15 protein-coding genes are annotated in these 22,562 nt (G+C 61.0%); 9 read left to right on the forward strand and 6 right to left on the reverse strand.

Annotated elements, in window-relative coordinates; all coding sequences use genetic code 11:
- The first annotated feature begins 83 nt into the window (after positions 1-83).
- Positions 84-2,276 (forward strand): gamma-glutamyl-gamma-aminobutyrate hydrolase family protein, encoded by a 2,193-nt coding sequence (locus AC1DON_RS16615; protein WP_476935932.1) that lies wholly within the window; start codon positions 84-86, stop codon positions 2,274-2,276.
- Here the strand turns inward: AC1DON_RS16615 and AC1DON_RS16620 are convergent.
- From AC1DON_RS16620 to AC1DON_RS16630, 3 genes are all read right to left on the reverse strand, one after another.
- Positions 2,184-3,248: a YihY/virulence factor BrkB family protein gene (locus AC1DON_RS16620; protein WP_476935933.1), complete on the reverse strand. Its 1,065-nt coding sequence runs from the start codon at positions 3,246-3,248 to the stop codon at positions 2,184-2,186. The genes AC1DON_RS16615 and AC1DON_RS16620 overlap by 93 nt on opposite strands.
- Positions 3,249-3,337: 89 nt before the next feature.
- Entirely contained in the window at positions 3,338-4,018 is a 681-nt protein-coding gene (pdeM, locus tag AC1DON_RS16625) for a ligase-associated DNA damage response endonuclease PdeM (protein WP_476935934.1), read from the reverse strand.
- Positions 4,002-6,446, reverse strand: coding sequence for a ligase-associated DNA damage response DEXH box helicase (locus AC1DON_RS16630; protein ID WP_476935935.1), 2,445 nt, complete (start codon positions 6,444-6,446; stop codon positions 4,002-4,004). Before AC1DON_RS16630 ends, pdeM begins: the two co-directional genes overlap by 17 nt.
- Before the next feature lie 35 nt (positions 6,447-6,481).
- Between AC1DON_RS16630 and AC1DON_RS16635 the strand changes: the two genes are divergently transcribed.
- The gene (locus tag AC1DON_RS16635; protein WP_476935936.1) at positions 6,482-7,492 is read left to right on the forward strand and encodes a ligase-associated DNA damage response exonuclease; all 1,011 of its coding nucleotides are present in this window, start codon (positions 6,482-6,484) and stop codon (positions 7,490-7,492) included.
- Between the two features lie 207 nt (positions 7,493-7,699).
- Positions 7,700-9,277 (forward strand): cisplatin damage response ATP-dependent DNA ligase, encoded by a 1,578-nt coding sequence (locus tag AC1DON_RS16640; protein WP_476935937.1) that lies wholly within the window; start codon positions 7,700-7,702, stop codon positions 9,275-9,277.
- A gap of 141 nt (positions 9,278-9,418) precedes the next feature.
- Here AC1DON_RS16640 and xylA read toward each other — a convergent pair whose 3' ends face one another.
- The 3 genes from xylA to putA form a co-directional block, all read right to left on the reverse strand.
- Positions 9,419-10,735, reverse strand: a complete 1,317-nt coding sequence (gene xylA / locus AC1DON_RS16645) for a xylose isomerase (protein WP_476935938.1) — start codon at positions 10,733-10,735, stop codon at positions 9,419-9,421.
- A gap of 24 nt (positions 10,736-10,759) precedes the next feature.
- Positions 10,760-12,199: a xylulokinase gene (gene xylB / locus AC1DON_RS16650; protein WP_476935939.1), complete on the reverse strand. Its 1,440-nt coding sequence runs from the start codon at positions 12,197-12,199 to the stop codon at positions 10,760-10,762.
- Positions 12,200-12,705: 506 nt separating this feature from the next.
- On the reverse strand, positions 12,706-15,768 hold the full coding sequence (gene putA / locus AC1DON_RS16655) for a bifunctional proline dehydrogenase/L-glutamate gamma-semialdehyde dehydrogenase PutA (RefSeq protein ID WP_476935940.1): 3,063 nt from the start codon (positions 15,766-15,768) through the stop codon (positions 12,706-12,708).
- 119 nt (positions 15,769-15,887) lie between these two features.
- On the opposite strand from putA, the gene AC1DON_RS16660 reads away from it, so the two are divergent.
- From AC1DON_RS16660 to AC1DON_RS16685, 6 genes are all read left to right on the forward strand, one after another.
- Positions 15,888-16,343, forward strand: a complete 456-nt coding sequence (locus AC1DON_RS16660) for an Lrp/AsnC ligand binding domain-containing protein (protein ID WP_476935941.1) — start codon at positions 15,888-15,890, stop codon at positions 16,341-16,343.
- Between the two features lie 89 nt (positions 16,344-16,432).
- Positions 16,433-17,443 carry a hypothetical protein gene (locus AC1DON_RS16665; RefSeq protein ID WP_476935942.1) on the forward strand — a complete coding sequence of 337 codons (1,011 nt, stop codon included), beginning with the start codon at positions 16,433-16,435 and terminating at the stop codon, positions 17,441-17,443.
- Between the two features lie 364 nt (positions 17,444-17,807).
- On the forward strand, positions 17,808-18,329 hold the full coding sequence (locus AC1DON_RS16670; protein WP_476935943.1) for a YciE/YciF ferroxidase family protein: 522 nt from the start codon (positions 17,808-17,810) through the stop codon (positions 18,327-18,329).
- Positions 18,330-18,378: 49 nt separating this feature from the next.
- Positions 18,379-19,053 carry a DUF6766 family protein gene (locus AC1DON_RS16675; RefSeq protein ID WP_476935944.1) on the forward strand — a complete coding sequence of 225 codons (675 nt, stop codon included), beginning with the start codon at positions 18,379-18,381 and terminating at the stop codon, positions 19,051-19,053.
- A gap of 267 nt (positions 19,054-19,320) precedes the next feature.
- A complete protein-coding gene (locus tag AC1DON_RS16680) occupies positions 19,321-19,875 on the forward strand; it encodes a DUF4142 domain-containing protein (RefSeq protein ID WP_476935945.1) in 555 nt (184 codons plus the stop codon).
- A gap of 122 nt (positions 19,876-19,997) precedes the next feature.
- Positions 19,998-22,151 carry a catalase gene (locus AC1DON_RS16685; protein WP_476935946.1) on the forward strand — a complete coding sequence of 718 codons (2,154 nt, stop codon included), beginning with the start codon at positions 19,998-20,000 and terminating at the stop codon, positions 22,149-22,151.
- Positions 22,152-22,562 lie beyond the last annotated feature (411 nt).

Genomic DNA, 22,562 nt, shown 5'->3' on the forward strand with positions numbered 1-22,562 from the left:
TTATAACCCATCCGCTTAAGAATTGGCATAAGGCGCAGTAATTATAAGGTAAATATCTTGTTGTTTGGTGGGGTGGGCAAGCGGTGAGCATTCTTGGGAAGCGCAACGGCGAAAAGCCTGACGCGACGGCTTTGAAACCGGCTGGGCGGGTCATCCTGACCTATGGCCGCAGCCTGATGGCGTTGGTTATCGCGCGTTCGCTGGCGCGCCAGGGCATTGAAGTCATCGGTTGTGACGATGTGTCGATGACGGTTCTCAGTTTTTCGAAACATGTCCGTGAAACCTTTGTCGTGGCGCCGTGGGAAACGCGGCCGGCGGAGTTTCTCGACGACCTGGAAGCGGCGGTTAGGACCTATGCGCCGCGCGATGGCCGGCCCTATGTGCTCATGCCGGCCTTTCGCGATATCGAGCTGATCGCGCGCCATCGCGAACGCTTCGAGCCCTTGATAAAGATTTCGGCGCCGTCGGTTGCCAGCTTGGACATGGTCAACCCCAAGGACCGGTTGTCCGACCTGGCGGCGCGGATCGACCTGCCGGCGCCACGTGGATTTTCGCCACAGAGCATCGAAGAGGTCATGGCGCTGGAAGGCCAGTTGCCCCTGGTTGTCAAGCCGGTGACCGGCGTCGGCGGGCGCGGCGTATCTATCGCCCATACGGCCGAAGAGCTGCGCGAACAGGCTGAGGCGCTCGGCTTCGACCCGCCGCCGCTGATCCAGACCTTTGCCGGTGGCGAGGACTACTGCGTCGGCGTGCTGGCGCGCGACGGCGTCATCGAGGCCATGATGGCCTACAAGAATATCGCCACCTATCCCCGCAAGGCCGGTGCCGGCGCCATTCGGGAATCGGTAGATGCCGAGCCGTTTCGCGAGGCCGTGGCGCAACTAATGGCCGAAACGAAATGGAACGGTGTGTGCGAGATCGACTTCCGCTGGGACGGCGAGGCCGATCACGTGCCCCAGCTTATCGAGGTCAATGCCCGCTTCTGGGCTGGTATTTTCCACTCAATCGAAACCGGCGTCGACTTCCCGTGGCTGCTGTACCTCCAGACGATCGGCAAGCGCTTCGAAGAGCCTGAACCGCAGGTTGGCGTCGTCACCAAGACGCCGGCGGTGTGGTTGCTGGCGACGCTGGAGGATGTGGCGGCGTCAGACCCGCACCTGGGCGCAGCGGCCGACGCCTGGCGCCGCGCCAAGGAAAATCTCGCGACTGGAAAGCTGGCGCGCGCCATGGAGGCGGCGGTCTCCGCCCTGGGGGCGACAGCCTCTGCCAAGGACGCGCTCGACGCCATTGGACAGGCCGTGGCCCGTAATCGCGATGCGCCGTCCGAACTCAGCGACAAGGATCCGCTGGTCGGACTGGGCGCGCTGTTCATCCTCAGCCACCTGGTGCGCCACCGCAAGCTGCCGTCGGAAATCACCTATAAGGCCGATGAGGCGCCGGTCGAACTGCAACCGATAACGCCCCGCAAACGGCCGTTTATCGGCATCACAAAGCCGGTGCGCGGCGATCTGTGGGCGTGGTGGGCGATGAAGCTCGCTGTCTGGCTGGCCGGCGGCCATCCGGTCAAGGTGACCGCCAAGGCGGCGCGCGATCCGCAAACGATAGATGGCCTGATCTTCGGTGGCGGCTCGGATGTCTACCCCAAACATTACGAAGGCACGCCCAAGCCGGGCTATCGTTACGACCTGGCGCGCGGCGACATGGAGGCATCGTGGGCGGCGACGGCGCGCCGTCATGACCTGCCGGCGCTGGGTGTGTGCCGTGGCGCACAGATGCTCAATGTCTTTGCCGGCGGCACGCTGCACAACGACCTGACGGGCTACGACAAGGCAGTGTCTTCCAACGGCCTGCTCGAGCCCTTGTTTCTGCGCAAGCCGATCGAGGTGCGTAAAGGATCGCATCTGGCCGAGCTCATCGGCAGTGGCAGGGTTTGCGTCAATGCCATCCACAAGCAGGCGATCGAACGCGTCGGTGCGGGTTTGCGCGTCGTGGCGCGTGAACCCAACGGCATAGTCCAGGCGGTCGAAGACCCGACTAGCCGTTTCTGGATCGGCGTGCAGTTCCATCCCGAACTTATGCTGTATCGCAAGCCGTTCCGAGACCTGTTCAAGGCTCTGGTCGAAGCCGCACGCGACCGGGCAGCGGAGCGCGCCACCGAACGCGCGGCGCACCTTGAAGCGCTGTCAGGCGAGAAGGCGGCGGCCAGTGGACTTGCCTCCGCTGCCCTTGACCCCGCTGCCCTTGATCCCGCTGCCCTTGGCGCCGGTAATGTCTGACACCGGCTGCCAACCTGGGTTACGGTAGCGCGTATACACCTGGGTAAACTCGGCGCCGAAAAAGATGATCTGGGCGGAATAGTAGATCCATACCAGCAGGATGATCATCGATCCGGCGGTGCCGTAGGACGTGCCGATATTGCTGTGACCGAGATAAAGCCCGATCAGGAACTTGCCAATCGAGAACAGCAGCGAGGTCAGGATCGCGCCAACCCAGACATCGCGCCACCTGAGATGGATGTCGGGCAGGACATTGAAAGCGACAGCGAATAAAAGCGAAGTAATAGCGAACGACAGAACGAAGTTGACGCCTTGCAGGATGACGGCTGGCGCTGCATCGCCCAGCATGCCGGTCAGTGCAGTCAGTGCCGCCGAGACGATCAGCGAAAACAGCAGCAGGACGCCGATGCCAATCACCATGCTGAACGACAGCAGGCGCTTGAAGATATAGTCCTTGAAGTCGGTTTTCTGCTTCGGGACATTCCAGATGTAGTTGAAGGTGCTCTGCAGCTGATCGAAAAAGCCGGCCGCAGAAAACATAAGTGCCCCAAGGCCGATAATCGCGGTGAGTACGCCGCCCGATTCATTGTGGGTATGCAGCAGGATGTCTTCGATCGCCTTGGCGCCGTCGGCGCCCAGCATGCCGCGCATTTCATCCAGGATATAGCGGCTGGCATTGACCTCGCCGAAGATCAGCCCGGCGCCCCAGATCGATACCAGCAGCAATGGCCCGATCGACAGGACGCTGTAGAAGGCCAGCGCGGCGCCCAGACGTGGCGCTTCGTCGTCATTCCATTCCTGCCAGGTCTGCTTGATGATATCGATCAATGCGGTGATCGTGACCGGCCGTCGCGCAGGCATGGCGTCTTCATCCAGCGTATCGCGGTGGTGGCGGAGCGCGGCGACACCACACAGTATCGCCATGCTGACGACCAGTTGCGTCACGCGGAACGGTGTTTTCCTCTCGGACATGGCAGCACCCCGGCATCGTGCAAATACCGTAAAATCGATCGCTTCCGATAAGTTCGATATAAGCAATCGGGCGTTGTGGGATAAGCCGTCTATACGGAATGTATGGTTTTCGGCCGGGCAGCGACCGTATTGCCGACAACCAGATAGGGCTGGAACGGATCGCTGCCGGCCAAGGGTCTGAAGGCATCGTGCGACAGGTCGAGCCCGCCGGTAAAGCTGCCGAAGGCCGGCATGATCAACATGTCGCGGTTGATGGCAAAACACTTGCCCGACACGCGATGGCCGCGGACATGGGTGGCGAGCTTGGGGTGGAAGTGGCCGATGACTTGCGGGCCGGTCTCTTCGGGCTCGTGACGAAAGGTTACGCCCTCGATCGTCACGTCGTCGCAGAAGCTAAGCGCGCCGTCCTTCATCAGGCCGACATCGTGATTGCCTTCGACCATATGACAGGCGGCCACCGATCCGCAGATGTCGAGCAGTTGCGATCGCGCACCGTGTTCCAACCGGTGCCAGGCGTCGCGGTCGTGGAAGCTGTCGCCGAGCAGGATCAGGGTCTTTGGCCGATAGCGCGTCACCAAGGCCTGAAGCCGCAGCAGCGTATCGTGCGTATCGTAGGGCGCCACGGCCGAGCCGAATTGCGCCAGGAAGGTCGATTTTTCCAGGTGCAGGTCCGAGACGACAAGCGCGTCCTGTGCCGGCCACCAGAGCGCCAGGCCGGCGTCGAGCACCATCTCATGGCCGGCAAAGACGATGTCACACCATGAGGCCATGTTCGACCTCCGCGATCATCCGGTCGGCGGTGGCTTCGACGCCTTCCAAAGCCAGCAGTGCCTCCATGCCGCCACCGGGCAGGCGCTCGGTGCGGACGTCGAGGATGACCGGCAGCGACAGGGGCGACGGGCGGGGCAGGTCTTGGAAAATGATATGGTTCTGAAAATTGAGAATCATCTCAGTCAGGCGGTCTAAATCCAATAGTTCGCGCATGGCGTCGGCGCGCGCGAGGCTCAAAAGCACGTGGTCAGGATCGTATTTACGCAGCACGTCATAAATCAGATCAGTCGAAAATGTCACCTGTTTCAACGTCTTGCGCGCGGAATTGTTGTTCTGCTCGACGATGCCGGCAATGGTCGCGACTCTCCGGAAGGATCGCTTCAACATGGGTGATTCCGCCAGCCATTCTTCCAGCTCATCGGCAAGAATGTCGGACGACAGCAGGTCGTGGACGATGTCGGCGGTGACCGCCTCGACGCTGTTGATCGCCAGTCCATAGTCGGTCAGGGTGAAGCTCAAGGGGTGCAGGCCGCGCCGCTCCATCCGCCGGCTGATCAGCATGCCGAGCGTCTGGTTAGCGCGGCGGCCTTCGAAGGTATAGACGACAAAGGCATGCAGCTTCCCGCGGGGAAACGACTCGACCAGCAGGTGCTTGCGGTCGGGCAGGACCGAGAAACGCGCCTGCAAGGCCAGCCAGTTGCGCACTGGTTTCGGCAGGGTATCGAGCGCGCTGTCGTCTTGCAACAGGCGGCGCACGCCATCGGCCAGAAAGGTCGACAGCGGCATTTGCCCACCGGAATAGGAGGGCAGCAATGGCTCCTTGGCGGCGCTGGCCCGCGCCTCAAGCGTCATGTCGTAGATGCGCTCGAACGCCAGGACCTCGCCAGCAAAGTAGAAGGTATCGCCCGGCCGCATCGACTGGCCGAACTGTTCTTCGATCGTGCCCAGGATTTTTCCGCCGCGGCCGTGGCGTTTGCGGACCTTGAGCTTTCCGGCTTCGATGATGACGCCGATATTCTGGCGATGACGCTGGATGACCGCCTTGGACGCCGCGACCCACGCGCCGTCTTCGCTTTGTATCAGGCGATGCCAGCGGTCGTAGTTTCGCAGCACATACCCGCCATCGATGACGAACTGGAACAGCGACTGAAAGGCTTCGAAGCTGACATGGCGGTAGGACCATGAGGTTTTCAGAATCTCATAGAGTCCCTCCGGGGTGACAGGAGCGCTGCATGCGGCCGTCATAATGTACTGGATGGCGACGTCCTGGCTGCCGGGCAGGGGCAGGTCACCATCGAGATGGCGTTCGGCAATCGCGGTGATCGCCGCCTCGCATTCCAGCACCTCGAAGCGATTGGCCGGCACCAGAAAAGCCTTGGATGGCACATTGACCTTGTGGTTCGACCGGCCGATCCGTTGCAGCAGGCGCGACACGCCCTTGGGCGCGCCGACCTGAATGACGACATCGACATCGCCCCAGTCGATGCCTAACTCGATAGCAGCGGTCGCCACCAGCGCCTTCAACTTGCCTTCCGTCATCATGGCGAGCGTCTTCAGCCGCATCTCGCGCGTCAGCGAGGCGTGGTAGATGGCGATGGGGAGTGCGTCGGCATTGGCCTCCCACAGGAACTGGAACAGCAGCTCGGCCTGGGCGCGGGTATTGACGAAGACGATGGTGGTCTTCGCTTTGCTGATTTCGGCCAGGATTTCGGGCACGGCATACTGCGCCATGAAGCCGCTATAGGGCACGATGGTCCTGGTCTTGAGGACGGCCACTTTCGGCGGTTTGCCGGCGGGGCTGTCGAGATGTTCGGCCGGTCGCCCCGTCGGCCCCAGCCATTTGCAGAAAACGTCAGGATCGGACACGGTCGCCGACAGGCCGATGCGGCGATAACCGGGGCTGTAGACCTCAAGCTGGGCCAGGGCGAGCGCAATCAGGTCGCCGCGCTTGGACGCCGCCACTTGGTGGATTTCATCGATGACCACGGCCTTGAGTTTGCCGAACATCGCCGCGGCGTCCGGATAGGTCAGCAGCAGCATCAGCGATTCCGGCGTCGTCAGCAGGATGTCGGGCGGCTTGGCGCGCTGGCGCTGGCGGCGATACTGCGTCGTGTCGCCGGTGCGGCTTTCGACACGGACGGGCAGGCTTAACGCCTCGATGATCGCCAGCACATTGCGTTCGATATCGTAATTTAATGCCTTGAGCGGGGATATGTAGAGGGTGTGCAGTCCGCTGCGGTTACCGTTTTGCGTGATGTCGATCAGCGACCCCAGGAACCCCGCCAGGGTTTTGCCGGTGCCGGTCGGCGCCGTCAGAAGCGTCGAGCGGCCGGCCTGATAGCACGCGACCATTTCCGTCTGATGCGGAAGGATCTTCCAGCCCTGCTGGTCGAACCACTGCTGAAAAACGGACGGAATCTTGAGCATGCACAAAGTATATGGCGTCGGAATATAAGGGTACAATGAGCCATCCCCGCGAATGGATCGAGGTCCGCAAAGAAGGCGTCTACTGCCGCGCCGGTGACTTCTATATCGACCCGATGCACCCGGTTGAGGTGGCGGTCGTTACCCATGGCCACGCCGACCACGCCCGGTCAGGCCACGGCCATGTCTTCGCGACGCCCGAGACTTTGGCGATCATGCGCAGCCGTTATGGCGAAGACCATTTCAATGGCGCCGAACACCCCATGCCCTACGGCCAGGCGCTGGAGATCAATGGCGTGAAGGTGTCCTTGCATCCCGCCGGCCATATATTGGGGAGCGCCCAGGCGCGTCTGGAATACGATGGCGCCAGCATCGTCTTTTCGGGCGACTATAAGCGCCGCTTCGATCCGACCTGTAAGCTGTTCGAGCCCGTGCCGTGCGATGTCTTTGTTACCGAAGCGACCTTCGCCCTGCCGGTCTTTCGCCATCCGCCCCTTGAGGATGAGATCGCGCGGTTGCTGGTTTCGCTGGAGCAGTTTCCCGATCGCTGCCATCTCGTCGGCGTCTATGCGCTCGGCAAATGCCAGCGCGTCATGGTGGCGCTGCGTCAGGCAGGCTATGCGGAAACCATCTATCTGCACGGCGCCATGGTCAAGCTGTGCGAGCTTTATGAACAGTTGGGCATTGCCCTTGGACCCTGGGATATTGTGACGCCGGAGAATGCGAAGACCCTGGCCGGCAAGGTCGTCCTGTGTCCACCCTCGGCCTTGAAGGATCGCTGGTCGCGCAAGCTTCCTGAGGTGATGACGGTTGCGGCATCGGGCTGGATGCGTATCCGGGCGCGCGCCAAGCAGAAGGGCGTTGAGCTGCCGCTGGTGATTTCGGATCACGCCGACTGGGATGAACTTCTGGAAACCCTGAAAGATGTCGGCGCACCGGAATTGTGGGTCACGCACGGCCGCGACGATGCGCTGGTCTATGCCGCGCACCAGATGGGTTTGAAGGCGCAGGCGCTGCATCTGCTTGGGTATGAGGATGACAGTGAATAGTTCCGGACAAATTGACGGGCCGCGTCCTCTTCCCCTCTCCCCGCTTGAGGGGAGAGGGTGGCTTGGCTTGCCAAGCCGGGTGAGGGGTAAAGCGGTGGTGGCCGCGCAATGTGACTTCGATCGTATGACCCCTCAGGCTCGCCGCCCCGCGCCTAACCCTCTCCCCTTGAAAGGGGAGAGGGGATGCTCTTGGGGCGAGGAGCCAGCATGAAAGCCTTTTCGCGCCTCTTGGAACGCCTCTATTACGAACACGCGACGCTCGGCAAAGAGCGTTTGTTGCTCGACTATTTCCGCGAAACGCCCGATCCGGACCGTGGCTATGCCGTGGCGATTATAGGCGACTCCTTGTCCCTGCCGAACTTCAAACGCGGCATGGTACTCGAGCTGATCCGGGCGCGGACCGACCCCAATCTGCTGGCCATGAGCCACGACTATGTCGGCGAGCTATCCGAAACCGTCGCCCATCTCTGGCCCGGCAATCCCACGGATGACGACCTGCCGTCCCTGGCCGAGGTCGTAGACGCCCTGCGCCATACGCCCAAGGCCCAGTTGCCCGACTATGTCGCCGGATTGCTCGACCGCATGACGTCACCCGAACGTTGGGCGCTGCTGAAGATCGGTACCGGCAGTTTGCGCATCGGCGTATCGGCGCGCCTGCTGAAACAGGTCCTCGCCAAATATGGCAGCCAGCCGGTCGAGGCCGTCGAGACCCTGTGGCACGGCGTCGATCCGCCCTATGAGCCGCTGTTCGCCTGGCTGGAGGGCCGTGCCGAGGCGCCTGTCGTGGTCGAGAAGCTGACCTTCACGCCGGTCATGCTTGCCCATGCGCTCGAAGACAAGGACCACGGGCTGATCACGCCCGACCGTTATGCTGCCGAATGGAAGTATGACGGCATCCGCGTCCAGGTCGTCCATTCTGGCATCGGCCGGGCACTGTTCACGCGAACCGGCGATGACATCAGCGGCGCCTTTCCCGATGTGCTGGAGCATCTGAACTTCCACGCCGTGCTCGATGGCGAACTTCTGGTTCAGCGCGGCGATGAGGTTGGCAGCTTCAACGATCTGCAACAGCGTTTGGGGCGCAAAAGCCCGTCGGCCAAGCATATCGCCGACTATCCCGCCGCCATCATCGCCTACGATGTCCTGATGCTGGAAGGTGAGGACGTCCGGCCGCAGACCTATACCGAACGGCGGACACTGCTGGCCACTGCGCTCGACCACTATCAACCGACCGGGATACGACTGTCGCCGGAACTGCCCTACACCGCCTTTTCCGAACTAGAAGACCTGCGCGGCAGTGTCGACAATGCTTCGGTCATCGAAGGCCTGATGCTGAAACGCCGCGACAGTGCCTATGTCGCTGGCCGTCCGACCGGCCCGTGGTACAAGTGGAAGATCAACCCCAAGCTGGTCGACGCTGTCCTGATGTACGCCCAGCGCGGTTCGGGCAAGCGGTCGAGCTTCTATTCCGACTTCACTTTCGGCCTATGGAGCGGCAACCAACTGCTGCCGATCGGCAAAGCCTATTTCGGCTTTACCGATGCCGAGCTGAAGGAACTCGACAAGTGGGTGCGGCACAATACGCTGCAGACCTTTGGGCCGGTGCGCGAGGTCAAGAAGGAGCTGGTGTTCGAGGTCGCCTTCGATGCCGTCCAGCGCTCGTCGCGGCACAAGTCGGGCTATGCCCTGCGCTTCCCGCGCATCAGCCGCATCCGCTGGGACAAGCCGGCGCAGGAGGCCGATCAGTTGCCTGTGCTGGAAACCCTCATCCCGCAAGGTCAGTAAAATTGGGCAAAAAAAGGCCTCTTGCCGCGTGAGCGGCAAGAGGCAGGATCTGGGAGGGCAGGAACGGATTGCCTCCCAGGAGGACTCTGAGCAATGTCTGCACATTGCAATGAAAAAACCTGGGCAATGAAAAAGCCTGGATCAGCAGGCGTTGTTGACGATGTTTTCCAGGTATTCCTGACGGCCGGACTTGCCGACCGGCGCCAGGTTGGCGGAAACGGCGTGGTCGGCCATGTCGGCCAGCGAGGCTTGGCCCGCCAGCATCTTCTGGCCCATGCCCTGCTTCCAGCCGGCGTAGCGCTGCTCGGTGAACGACTTCAGTTCGCCACCTTCGATCAGCTTGGCGGCGCCCAGCAGGCCACGCGCCAGGACGTCCATGCCGCCAACGTGGGCGTAGAACAGGTCTTCGGCGTCGACCGACTGGCGGCGGACCTTGGAGTCGAAGTTGAAACCGCCCGTCGTGAAGCCGCCACCTTGCAGCAGTTCATAGATGGCCTGGGTGATTTCCATCACGTTGTTGGGGAACTGGTCGGTGTCCCAGCCGTTCTGGGCGTCGCCGCGGTTGATGTCGATCGAACCCATGATGCCGAGCGCAACGGCCGTGGCGATTTCGTGCTCGAAGCTGTTGCCGGCCAGCGTGGCGTGGTTGGCTTCGATATTGACCTTGACCTCGTTTTCCAGGCCGTAGTTCTTCAGGAAGCCGAAGACGGTCGCGGTGTCGCGGTCGTACTGGTGCTTGGTCGGCTCGTGCGGCTTCGGCTCGATCAGGATGGTGCCGTTGAAACCGATCTTGTGCTTGTGCTCGACCACCATGTTGAGGAAGCGGCCGAGTTGGTCCAGCTCCTGCTTCAGGTTGGTGTTGAGGATGGTGTCATAGCCTTCACGGCCGCCCCACAGGACGTAGTTGACGCCGCCCAGCTTGTGCGTCGTTTCCAGCATTTCGCGAACCTGAAGCGAGGCCCAGGCGACCACGTCCGGATCGGGATTGGTGGCGCCGCCGGCCATGTAGCGCGCGTGCGAGAACAGGTTGGCTGTGCCCCACAGCAGCTTCACGCCGCTGCGTTCCTGGTGCTTGGCCAGCACGTCGGCGATGTGCGCCAGGTTGGACTTGAACTCTGCCGGCGTTGCGGCATCGGCCATGGCATCGACATCGTGGAAGCAGTAGAAGGGCGCGCCCAGGCGTTCAAAGAAGGCAAAGGCGTTTTCGGCGCGCTGTTCGGCGGCGGCCTTGGTCATTGGAACGCCGGGCTTCCACGGGCGGTCGAAGGTGCCGGCGCCGAAGATGTCGTTGCCCGGCCAGGCAAAGGAGTGCCAGTAGCAGACGGCGATACGCAGGTGCTCGGCCATAGTCTTGCCGAGAATGACCTTCTTCGCGTCGTAGTATTTGAAGGCCAGCGGGTTCTTAGAGGCGGGGCCTTCGAAGCCGATCTTGGGGATGCTGTCGAAATAGGTAGGCATGGACATTTCCTTGTTTATGGAATTCTAGAAGAGCGGCTTCAGGGCCTGGTACAGGGCTTTGAAGGTCGGGCGTTTGGCGGCCATGATGTCCGACAGGCGGCGGTCGGGTTCGACCACGTGTTCGATCGGCGGGGCCGTGCAGACCGAGGCGACATCGCCTTCGCCGATGCTGAGGCGTGCCAGGCGGGCGGCGCCGTAGGATGGGCCAAGATCGGCGCCGGTGCGGTATATGAGTGGTTTGTTGAGCGTCGAGGCCAGGATCTTGCCCCAGTAGCCCGAGCGTGCGCCGCCGCCGATGACGGTGATGCTGTCGAACGATGTGCCCGCGTCGGTCAGGACGTCCATGCCATCCGCTAATGCCAAAGCCACGCCTTGCAGGGTCGAGAGCGTCAGGGCCAGGCTGTCGGTCGAAGCCGTCATGCCGAAGAAGGCGCCCTTGGCGTGCGGATTGTTGTGCGGGGTGCGCTCGCCCGTCAGATAGGGCAGGAACAGTTCCGGCGTGTCGGTACGGCCAGAAGCTTCGACGTCGGCAAGCGCGTCGCCGACAGACTTGGCGTTGGTGGCTGCCACGACCCAGTCGATGCACGACGCGGCATTGAGCATGACCGACATCTGATGCCAGCGTTCTGGAACGGCATGACAGAAGGCGTGGACGGTGCCGGCGACATTAGGGCGGAATTCGCGGGTGGCGGCAAACAGAACGCCTGACGTGCCAAGAGAGAGCAGGGCGTCGCCATCGTCGATAACACCGACGCCGACGGCGCCGGCGGCATTGTCGCCACCGCCAGCACAAACCGGCACGCGCGCCATGCCCCAGGCTTCGGCCAGTTCGTCGCGCAGGATGCCGGTCGGCGCGTTGCCTTCGTGCAGTGCCGGCATATTGTCTGTGCTCAGGTCGCAGGCCGTCAGCATTTCGTCCGACCACTTGCGCTTGGCGACATCGACCCACAGCGTACCGGACGCGTCCGACAGGTCGGTGCCAGCTTCGCCCGTCATACGCAGACGGATGTAGTCCTTAGGCAGGAGGACGAGATCGACCTCATCCCAAACGGTTGGCTCATTGCCCTTGACCCACAGAAGCTTCGGAGCCGTAAACCCCGGCATGATCAGGTTGCCGGTCAGTTCGTGGGCGCGCGGTTCACGGCGCAGCAGTTCTTCGCATTCGGCGCCCGAGCGGCCGTCATTCCACAGGATGGCGGGGCGGATGACCTTGCGGGCCTTGTTAAGCAGGACAGCGCCGTGCATCTGACCAGACAAGCCGACGGCGCGAACCTTCGAGCGGGCACCGGCGTCGAGCTTGCTTACCGCAGTATTCGTCGCGGCCCACCAGTCGGACGGATCCTGTTCTGACCACAAGGGATAGGGGCGGGAAACGCTTAAGTCGGCGCGGGCTTCGCTTACAACTGCACCTGCATCATTGATGATAACAACTTTAATGCCGGATGTTCCGACATCGATCCCCATATACATATTCCCGACCCTTTTTTATTTTTGTCTTTTGTCCGCAGTATGTCGAAGTCCGGGTATCGCATCCGTATGACTTTCGATTACAATATCATTACTGGCACAGAAGGTTAGCGTGTGGCGTTTCTTGCCTATCAGCGTCGTTTTGGTAGCGCTAACATGCCCTGTTATGATCTCTGCACCACTTTTTTGTCAAGCAGAAATTTGTCACTGGAAGTCAATAGAAGCGTGAGAGTTGTGGGCGATCAGGCCAAAATAGCAACCTATATTTTCCCGGTCTCAGATAATCGTCGCTAAAAAACGCAGCGCGCGTCGTTATTAATTACGAATAAGTCGCAATTGCATTATGTATGCGGTGCCGCTAAGCCGGAGGAGGCGACAATGATGTTTTTCAAGGAGCCCACGCTGGATGAAATTCTCAACGAGGATGCCATCATCCTGCTGATGGCGCGCGACGGCGTCCGTGCCGATGACGTGCGCCTCCTGATGAAAGATATCCGCCGTCTCTACACGTCCGTTTCGCCGAGTGATAGCAGGCTGGCATTGCCGCCGGCCGAGGTTGTGTCGACTGAGACGGTGCGTTCGCCGGCATAGCGCAGCAGATAGTGAGCCCCGCCGGCCTTGGGGCCCGTGCCTGACAGGCCTTCGCCGCCGAAGGGCTGCGAGCCAACGACTGCGCCGATCATCGAGCGATTGACGTAGAGATTGCCGACCCTGGCCATCGCTTTGACGCGGTCGGCCGTTTCGGCCACACGCGAATGCAGGCCCATGGTCAGGCCGTAGCCGCTGGCATTGATGCGTGACACGACATCCTCAAGCTCTCCGGCCTTCCAGGTGACGACGTGCAGGATCGGCCCGAACCATTCCTGTTTGAGGTCTTCGATGCGAGACAGGCGGATCAGGGTCGGCGGCACGAACAGGCCGGTCGTAGGTGCAGTGACCGTGTGCACCCACTGTGATTTCACGCTGTCGCGGTAAGCCATCAGCTTATCGCGGGCGGCTTCGTCGATGACCGGGCCTACATCGGTGCGGGCATCGGCCGTGTCGCCGAGCACCAGGGCGTCCATGCCGCCTTTCAGCATGTGCAGAATGGTGTCGGCGACGTCTTCCTGGACGATCAGCAGGCGCAGGGCCGAGCAGCGCTGGCCGGCCGAACGGAAGGCCGAGGTGATGACGTCATTGACGACCTGTTCAGGCAGGGCGGTGGAATCGACGATCATGGCGTTAAGGCCGCCGGTTTCGGCGATCAGCGGCACGATGGGGCGGCTGTCGTCTTCGAGCAGCGAGCGGGCAATATTGCGTGCCGTGGCGGTCGAGCCAGTAAAGGCGACGCCTGAGACTTCGGTGGCGCGGGTCAGGGCCGCACCGACATCTGGGCCACCCGGCAGGAAGTGCAAGACATCGACCGGGATACCGGCTTCGTGCGCCATCTGCACGGCGCGGAAGGCGATCAGTGGCGTCTGCGGCGCCGGCTTGGCCAGGACGGCATTGCCGGTGACGAGGGCCGCCGCGACTTGGCCCAGGAAGATGGCCAGCGGGAAGTTCCACGGCGCGATGCAGGCAAAGACGCCGCGGCCGGTCAGGCGCGTTTCGTTATATTCGCCCGTCGGTCCGGGCAGGATTTCGGGCGCGAACGACTTGCGCGCATTGATGGCATAGTAGCGGCAGAAGTCGACGGCTTCGCGGATTTCGGCAACGGCGTCACTCAGCGTCTTGCCGGCTTCGTGGACGCACAGGCCGATCAGTTCCCGTTGGTTGGCTTCAAGCTTATCTGCCAGTCGCTCCAGGCAGGCGGCGCGATCCTCGACCGGGGTGGCATCCCAGCGCGTGGCGGCAGAATGTGCGGCCTTGGCGGCGCGGCAGACATCGTCCGGCGTGGCTTCGATGATGGTGCCGATGGAGGTCTTGCTGTCGGCCGGGCGTGCGACTGGCCGTGCTGTGCCGGTGACTGGCTTGCCGGAAACAAGCACCGCAGCGGTGTACGTCTTCGGTGCGGCAACGGCGGCCAGCGTCCGGTCAAGCGTTGCCCGGTCGTTGAGGTCGAGCCCCTTGGAATTAACCCGGCCCGGGAAGATGTTGGCGGGCAGGGGGATGGCCGGGTGCGGACGCCCCTCCACCTTGGCGATGTGTTCGGCCGGGTCAGCCAGCAGGGTCGCTTCATCGACGGTCGGGTCTGACAGTTGGTGGACGAACGACGAATTGGCGCCGTTTTCCAGCAGCCGGCGAACCAGATAGGCCAGCAGGTCCTTGTGGCCGCCGACCGGGGCATAGGTGCGGCAGTTATAGCCAAGATCGCGCACCAGCCGTTCGTGCAGGCCTTCGCCCATGCCGTGCAGGCGCTGGAACTCGAAGTCGCGGCGCGCGCCGGCCCACGTCATCAGGGTGGCGACGGTCAGGGCGTTGTGCCCAGCAAAGGCCGGATAGATGTGCGAGGCGTCGAGCATGTCGTGTGCGCACGCCAGGTACGACACGTCGGTCGCCGCCTTGCGGGTGAACAGCGGGTAGTCGCTCAGGCCCTCGACCTGGGTCTTCTTGATCTCGGCGTCCCAGTAGGCACCCTTGACCAGCCTGACCTTGATGCGGTGGTTTGTCGCCTTGCTCACTTCCTGCGCCCAGGCGATCAGCGGGCGGGCGCGCTTCCCATAAGCCTGTGCCGCCATGCCGAAGCCTTCCCAATCCTTGAGCAACGGATCGCGCAGCACGCCTTCGATGATGTCGAGGGACATGATCAGGCGCTCGCTTTCTTCGGCGTCGATGGTCAGGTCGATGCCCGATGACGCCGCGCGCAACGCCAAGTGACGGATGCGCGCCGTCAGTTCCGGCACGCAACTCGAGGCATTGGCGACCTCATAGCGCGGGTGCAGGGCCGACAGCTTGACCGAGACCGAATGGCCGGTATTGCCCGCTAGGCCCACGGCGTCGATGGCCGCTTCGTACGAGGCGAAATAACGATCAGCATCGGCAAAGGTCCGGGCGGATTCACCCAGCATATCGAACGAGGCGGTGAAGCCCTTGTTTTCCGGCTTGGCGGCGACGTCGAGCGCTTCTTCGATGGTGCGGCCCATGACAAAGACCTCGCCCATCAGGCGCATGGCGACGGCCACGCCCTGACGGATGACGGGCTCGCCGACGCGCGCCACCAGCTTTTTCAGCGTACCGGCAGTTTCAGGCTCGCCGACCAGGGCGCGCGTCATGATGAGGCCGAAGGTGGCGGTATTGACCAGCTTGGAGTCTGACTTTGCCTTGTGTGCCAGCCAGTTGGCGTCGGTGATCTTGTCGCGGATCAACAGGTTGGCGGTTTCGGGATCGGGCACGCGCAGATAGGCTTCGGCCAGAGACAGAAGCGCCACGCCTTCCTGGGTGTTCAGGCGGTATTCCTGCAGGAAGCGGTTGACCCAGCCGGTCGACTGCGCCGCTTTCAGGTCCGTCAGGATCAGCCGCGCCTGCGCCATTGCCTGATCGCGTTCGGCCACTGTCAACGTCGCGGAGGGCAGAAGCCCTGCCAAGACCTCGGCCTCCGGCGCGCGATAAAGGGCATTCATCTGCGCAATGGCGGCGGATGCGGTCATGACGGTATCTCCTGAAACTTACACGATTATGCGCGCGATTTCGAAAATGTCCTTGGTAATTTGCCTGCAATACCCGAAGATAATTTGCTGCAACTATGTAAATGTGAAAAAATATTCGGATGCTGGACGAGATCGACCGGAAAATTCTTCGCCACCTGCAACGCGATGGCCGCATGACCAACCAGGCCCTGGCCGAAGCGGTACACGTCTCACCTGCGGCATGTTTCGATCGCGTTAAGCGGCTGAAGACCAACGGCTATATTCTGGGAACCATGGCGGTGCTCGATCCGGAAAAGCTCGATCGGGCGCTGCTGATCTTCGTCGAAGTCCTGCTCGACCGCACGACCGACGACGTTTTTGAGGCCTTTGGCCGCTCGGTGCAGCGCCAGCCGGAAATTCTCGAATGCCACATGGTCGCGGGGGGATTCGATTACCTGATCAAGGCGCGCGTCAAGGATATGGCTGCCTATCGGCAGTTTCTTGGGGACGTGCTGGTCAGCCTGCCTGGCGTGCGCGAAACCAGGACCTATGCCGTATTGGAAGAGGTCAAGAATACGATGGAGCTACCGGTCTAGGCAGGAGATCGGAATTCTCCAACACACTTGATGATTGGCGGCGCCTGCGAGAATATCCATTCCAGCATCGAGACGAACCGGGGACAGACATGCCGAACACATTATCGCGTCGCGCATTCAGTGCGCTTCTCTTAAGTCAGGCAGCGGCGGCAGCCGCCTTTCCAGCGTGGGCGGCGCCCATCGGTGACCTGAAGCGGCACCCGTTTTTGCTCAGTGGCGAATGGGATCATCGCAAGGACGGCCAGACGCTCTATCTCGTTCGCGGCGGCAAGCTGGTCTGGAGCTATGCCCTGGCGAATACGGATGCCAACGGTAACGGCGTGGAACTGGGCGATGCGACCTTGCTGCCCAATGGCAATGTCCTGTTTGCCCATAAGACGGGCGCCAGCGAGGTTACGCCGGACAAGCGGATCGTCTGGACACTGGCCGCGCCTGCGGGCGCTGAGATCCATACCTTGCAACCCATCGGGGCTGACCGCGTGATGGTCGTGCAAAACGGTAATCCCGCACGGCTGATGGTGGTGCATAAGCCCAGTGGCAGGATCGAGATCGATCTCAATCTGCCGGTGCCTGACCCCAACAAGCCGCATATTCAGTTCCGCCGCGTACGCATGACGGAACAGGGGACTTTCATCGCCGGGCATCTCGATAACAAAAAGGTCGTTGAATACGACCGGGCGGGACAGCCGGTCTGGAGCTATGCCATCGATCGGCCGTGGGGCGTCGAGCGGCTCAAGAATGGCAATACGCTGATCAGTTCGTACAACCCCGACCGCATGACAGAAGTCGTCGAGGTCACGCCGCAGCAGGAGATCATCTGGCGCTTTTCGCAAAAGGACATTCCGCAGGACAGGCCCGATTGGCAATGCTTTCAGTTTCAGGGGGTGAAGCGCCTGGCGAACGGCAATACCTTGATCTGCAACTGGTGCGCCGGCGCCTTGAAGGACACTGCGCAATGGCCGGGAACCGTCCAGGTTTTCGAAGTGACGCCGGCAAAGTCAGTGGCCTGGACGCTCAGCGCCTGGGGTGATCCCGATCTCGGCACCGGTTCGTCGATCCAGTTGCTGGACCAGCCGGGTGGGCTTGGGGTCTGTGCGTAGCAGTCGCATCGTCATCGAACTGCAACAGGCGTGGTCGGAAGAAAGGTCAGCCGCCATGGACGACGGCCTGTCGTTTAGCCCCAGCCACCTGCCGCACCTTCGGAATGGGTGACTTTATCGCTCACCGGCAGTTCTCGTTTGTATCAGGCAAGATAGTGCCGAGTGCAGGATAAGGATGCGATGCCAGATGCATGCCTCGCCAAAGCCTGAAGCTTAAAGTCATCCCGCTCCTTCCTCGGCCCCGTCAGTGCGTAATTACACTGTCTCATTCCTGACAAACGCCGATGTCCCGCCGCATATGATTCCAAGGCCGGCAGACCTACTAGTGCGCGCTCACTCTCCCTCCCCAAATACGGAACGCACTATGTCCAAGATCACGACACTTGAAGAAGCCTTCGTCCACGAACTTTCGGACATCTACAGCGCCGAAAAGCAGCTGACCAAGGCTCTGCCGAAGATGGCAAAGGCGTCGACCAGTGAACAACTGAAGGCTGGCTTCACCCAGCACCTGGAAGAGACGCAAGGCCAGATCGAGCGCATTGACCAGGTCGTTGAACTGCTCGGCGTCAAGCTGAAGCGCATCAAATGCCTGGCCATGGAAGGCCTGGTCGCCGAAGGCGGTGAAACCATCGAGGAAATCGAAAAGGGTCCTGTCCGCGACGCCATGCTGATCGTTGGCGCGCAAAAGGTCGAGCATTACGAGATCTCCGCCTATGGCAGCCTGGTCACCATCGCCAACTCCCTTGGGTACAAGGAAGCCGCCGAACTGCTCAGGGCGACCCTGGCGGAAGAGAAGGCGACCGATGAAAAGCTGGGCCAGATCGCCCTGTCAGAAGTCAATCAGGCCGCGATTGACGCCAACGCAATGGTTGAACCCGCAGAATAGTTTTCCGGAAACTTGGCCCCGCTTCGGCGGTGTCTTTTTAAGCAGATTAATGTTCACCCGCCGCAACGCCAAACGCCGCAGCTTTCTGTACCGCAACAGCCTGTCGCTCTGTGTGTTCGGATTCTTCCTGCTGTTCTGGGCCTTGCAGGCGGTGACGGGCTGGGCTGAATACAATGAAAAACTGCTGGAAAAATCGGCGGCCACCGTATCCTTCCTGGCCTATCTGACCACTGGCAATTTCGTCGAAGTCACGTTCGAAAACTGGGAGAGCGAGTTCTTCCAGATGTTCCTCTACGTGCTCCTGACCGTCTCGCTACGCCAGCAGGGATCGTCAGAGTCCAAGCCGCTTGAAGGCGAAACCGAATGCGATCGTAAACCTAAATCCCACGCCACGGCGCCGTGGCCAGTGCGAAAGGGCGGATGGATCCTAAAGGTCTATGAGAACTCGCTCAGTCTGGCCTTTCTGGTATTATTCATGCTGTCGTTCACATTCCACGCTTTGGGCAGTTTCGCCGACTACCGGCTTGAGGAACGTATCGACGGTCAAGTCCCCGTCAATTTTGCCGCTTACCTGATGCAGACCCGTTTCTGGTTCGAGTCCTTCCAGAACTGGCAGAGCGAATTCCTGGCCATCGGTTCGATTGTCGTCCTGTCGATATGGCTGCGGCAAAAGGGGTCGCCGGAATCGAAACCGGTCGATATGCCGCACGACGAGATGGCCTGACCTGTCATCTCCGGGACTTGCCTGCTTCATTGCTCATGATGAAGTATCTCAAGTATAATTGTGCACTTATAGCATAATTCGGCTTATATTGCGGTCAGTTGCATGGTTTTCAGGAAATATTTTTAGATAACAAATATTATAATTTCATATGTGCGACATTTTCATTAAGTGCGACTTGTCGTGTGGCTTTTTTATTTAATCAGAAGCGCGCCACATCTGTTTATTACCACATTATCTGTATGGTTCCTGCACTCCTAAGGGAATGTCATGACAATTTATCGCCTTTGGGCATCGATTGCGGCTGCCGCGTTCCTAAGCGTTGCTGCTTGCTCCAGTCCAGCGCAGGACGATGAAGTCGCAGCATTTATACAAGAAGCATCGGTCGCCAATCTGTTCGAAATCCGCACCAGTGAACTGGCTTTGCAACGCGCACAGAATCCCCAGGTGCGCGCTTTCGCACTATCCATGATCACCGATCATACCAAGGCTGGCTATGATCTCGATGCCGCGGCGTCTGCAGCAAAGAGCAAGGGGCTTCCGGCCGGCGTGCTCGATGATGCGCATCTGAAAATGTACGAAGAGCTTGCCGACGCCAGTGCCGAAGCGTTCGACGACAAATATATCGATCTCCAGACACGCGCACACGACAAAACGGTCGACCTGTTCCGGGACTACACCGAAGGCGCCGCCACCGGCCCTGTCAAGAGATTCGCCAAGGCCCATCTGGCGATGCTGGAAGCCCACAGGGCGAACCTTGAATCCGTCGATGCCGTAACCCATTCCGGCCAGACCGATGCGATGCCACTGCGAACCACGGATTAATTCCGCGCGGCCGCGTTGACCCGTTGTGCTGCAAACTTGTCTAAGCAGCGACCCAAGCTTCCGCCGTTCGCATCGTAGGCACGGCACAATTGCATTTACCTCTCAGACAGCGAGCGACCCAGATGAGCAAGACCAGTGAAGACCAGGTTTTTACCAAGGCCGATGTCGGCGGAATCAAACTTGAGCAAGGTCCGGGCGGCGAAACCCGTCAGCAAGCCGGACCTGACCAGGCGATCCTGACGACGACGCATGGCATTCCGGTCAGCGACGACCAGAATTCCCTGAAGGCCGGGGCGCGCGGCCCTGTCAGTCTCGAAGACTTTCACCTGCGCGAAAAGATCTTTCATTTCGACCATGAACGCATCCCCGAACGCGTCGTCCATGCCCGCGGCTATGGCGCCCACGGCTTTTTCGAAACCTATGACAACCTGTCCGACGTGACGTCGGCGGACCTGTTCCAGCGCGCCGGCGAACAGACGCCGGTCTTTGTCCGCTTCTCGACGGTCGCCGGTAACAAGGGCTCGTCCGACCTGGCGCGTGACGTTCGCGGCTTTGCCGTCAAGTTTTACACCCGCCAGGGCAACTGGGACCTGGTCGGCAACAACATCCCCGTCTTCTTCATCCAGGACGCCATCAAGTTCCCGGACCTTGTCCACGCCGCCAAGCAGGAGCCCGACCGCGATTTCCCGCAAGCGCAGACGGCGCATGATAACTTCTGGGATTTCATTACCCTGATGCCGGAATCGATGCACATGGTCATGTGGATCATGTCGGATCGGACCATCCCGCGCAGTTTCCGGATGATGGAAGGCTTCGGCGTCCACACCTTCCGCATGGTCGACGCCCAGGGCAAGTCGACCTTCGTCAAGTTCCACTGGCGCCCCAAGCTGGGCTCGCAGTCGGTCGTCTGGAATGAAGCTGTCAAGATCAACGGCGCCGATCCCGACTTCCACCGCCGCGACCTATGGAACGCCATTCAGTCAGGTGACTTTCCGGAATGGGAGCTGGGCCTTCAGCTGTTCGACGAAGACTTTGCCAACAGCTTCGATTTCGATGTGCTCGACGCCACCAAGATCATCCCGGAAGAACTTGTGCCGCTGCGCATGGTCGGCCGTCTGGTGCTCAACCGCATGCCGGACAACTTCTTCGCCGAGACCGAACAGGTTGCCTTCTGCACCCAGAACATCGTGCCGGGCCTGGACTTTACCAACGACCCGCTACTGCAAGGGCGCAATTTCTCGTATCTCGATACGCAGCTGAAGCGCCTGGGCAGCCCGAACTTCACGCAACTGCCGATCAATGCGCCGAAATGCCCGTTCGCGCACTTCCAGCAGGACGGCCATATGGCCTTCAATAATCCCAATGGGCGCGTCAATTACGAGCCGAATTCGTGGACGGCGGAACTGGGCGAAGATCCAGGCCCGCGTGAAAGCGCCGAAGGCTTCCGCAGCTTCCCCGAAGCGGTCGAGGGCCACAAGTTGCGTATTCGCCCCGAAGCGTTTGCAGACCACTACAGTCAGGCGCGCCAGTTCTATATCAGCCAGACCGATATCGAGCAGTCGCACATCCAGAGCGCACTGATCTTCGAACTCAGCCGTTGTGAGCGTGCCGACATCCGCTCGCGGATGGTGTCGCACCTGATGAACATCGATGAAACCCTGGCGCGGGTGGTTGCGGAAGGCCTCGGCCTGAAGAACCTGCCGAAGCCCGCCCAGGCGAAGAAGCCGACCCTGATGGACCTGCCGCCGTCCGACGCGCTCAGCATCATCAAGAAAAACCCTGGCCTCCTTAAGGGCCGCAAGTTCGGCATTCTGCTGGGCGATGGCGCCGAAGCGTCCCTGCTCAATGCCATCACCGAAGCGGCCCTGGCGGCCGGTGCGGTGGTCGAACTGATTGGCTCCAAGATCGGCGGCGCGGAGCTGGATGACGGCACGCTCATCCCCGTCCAGTACAAGATCGATGGTGGGCCGTCGGTGCTGTTCGACTTCCCGGTCGTCCTGGCGTCAGAGGCCGGTGCCGACAAGCTGGCCAAGCTGCCACCGGCGCGCGACTTCATGTCGGACGCCTTTGCCTACTTCAAGTTCGTTGCCTATTCGCCAGGTGTCGTGCCGCTACTGGAAAAGGCCGGCATTATCGACGATCTCGACGATGGTTTCGTCGAGATCGATGGGCCGGACGCGGTCAGCGCCTATATCGAAGCCCTTGCCGACATCCGGCACTGGGCACGGGAAAAAGCGATGGTCGCCCTCAATCCTGACCTGCCGGACACCACCTGAATAAGAAAGAAACCACGGGAAGCCGGGCCTTCTTTCTTATTCAGCCAAGGTTACGATCGTGCCATAACCCTATGTCGGGTCGACTTGCTCGCCGGCATCGGGAGGAAATTGCCAGACACGGTCGCCAGGAAGCGACCTGCTCTGTTGTCATTGCGCTTCCGCTTTGGTCAGATTTTATTGAACCGTTACTGACGCGGTTCTACTTCCGCAAATGGCACATCCTACTTACGTGTCGAGCGCCAACGTGGTATGGTCTGGCAGTATGCGAGGCTGGCTATGGCAACGGCATTAAAGCAGATAATTGTTGCCGTGAAAGGCTTTGCGGTCCGGAACAAGGTCCGGAGGGCTGCGGTGGGAGCAGCGGCCTCTGTCGCGCTGCATGTTTGTCTGCTGCTGTGTCTGATATGGCAA

The sequence above is a fragment of the Asticcacaulis sp. P4_H10 genome (assembly GCF_056400965.1).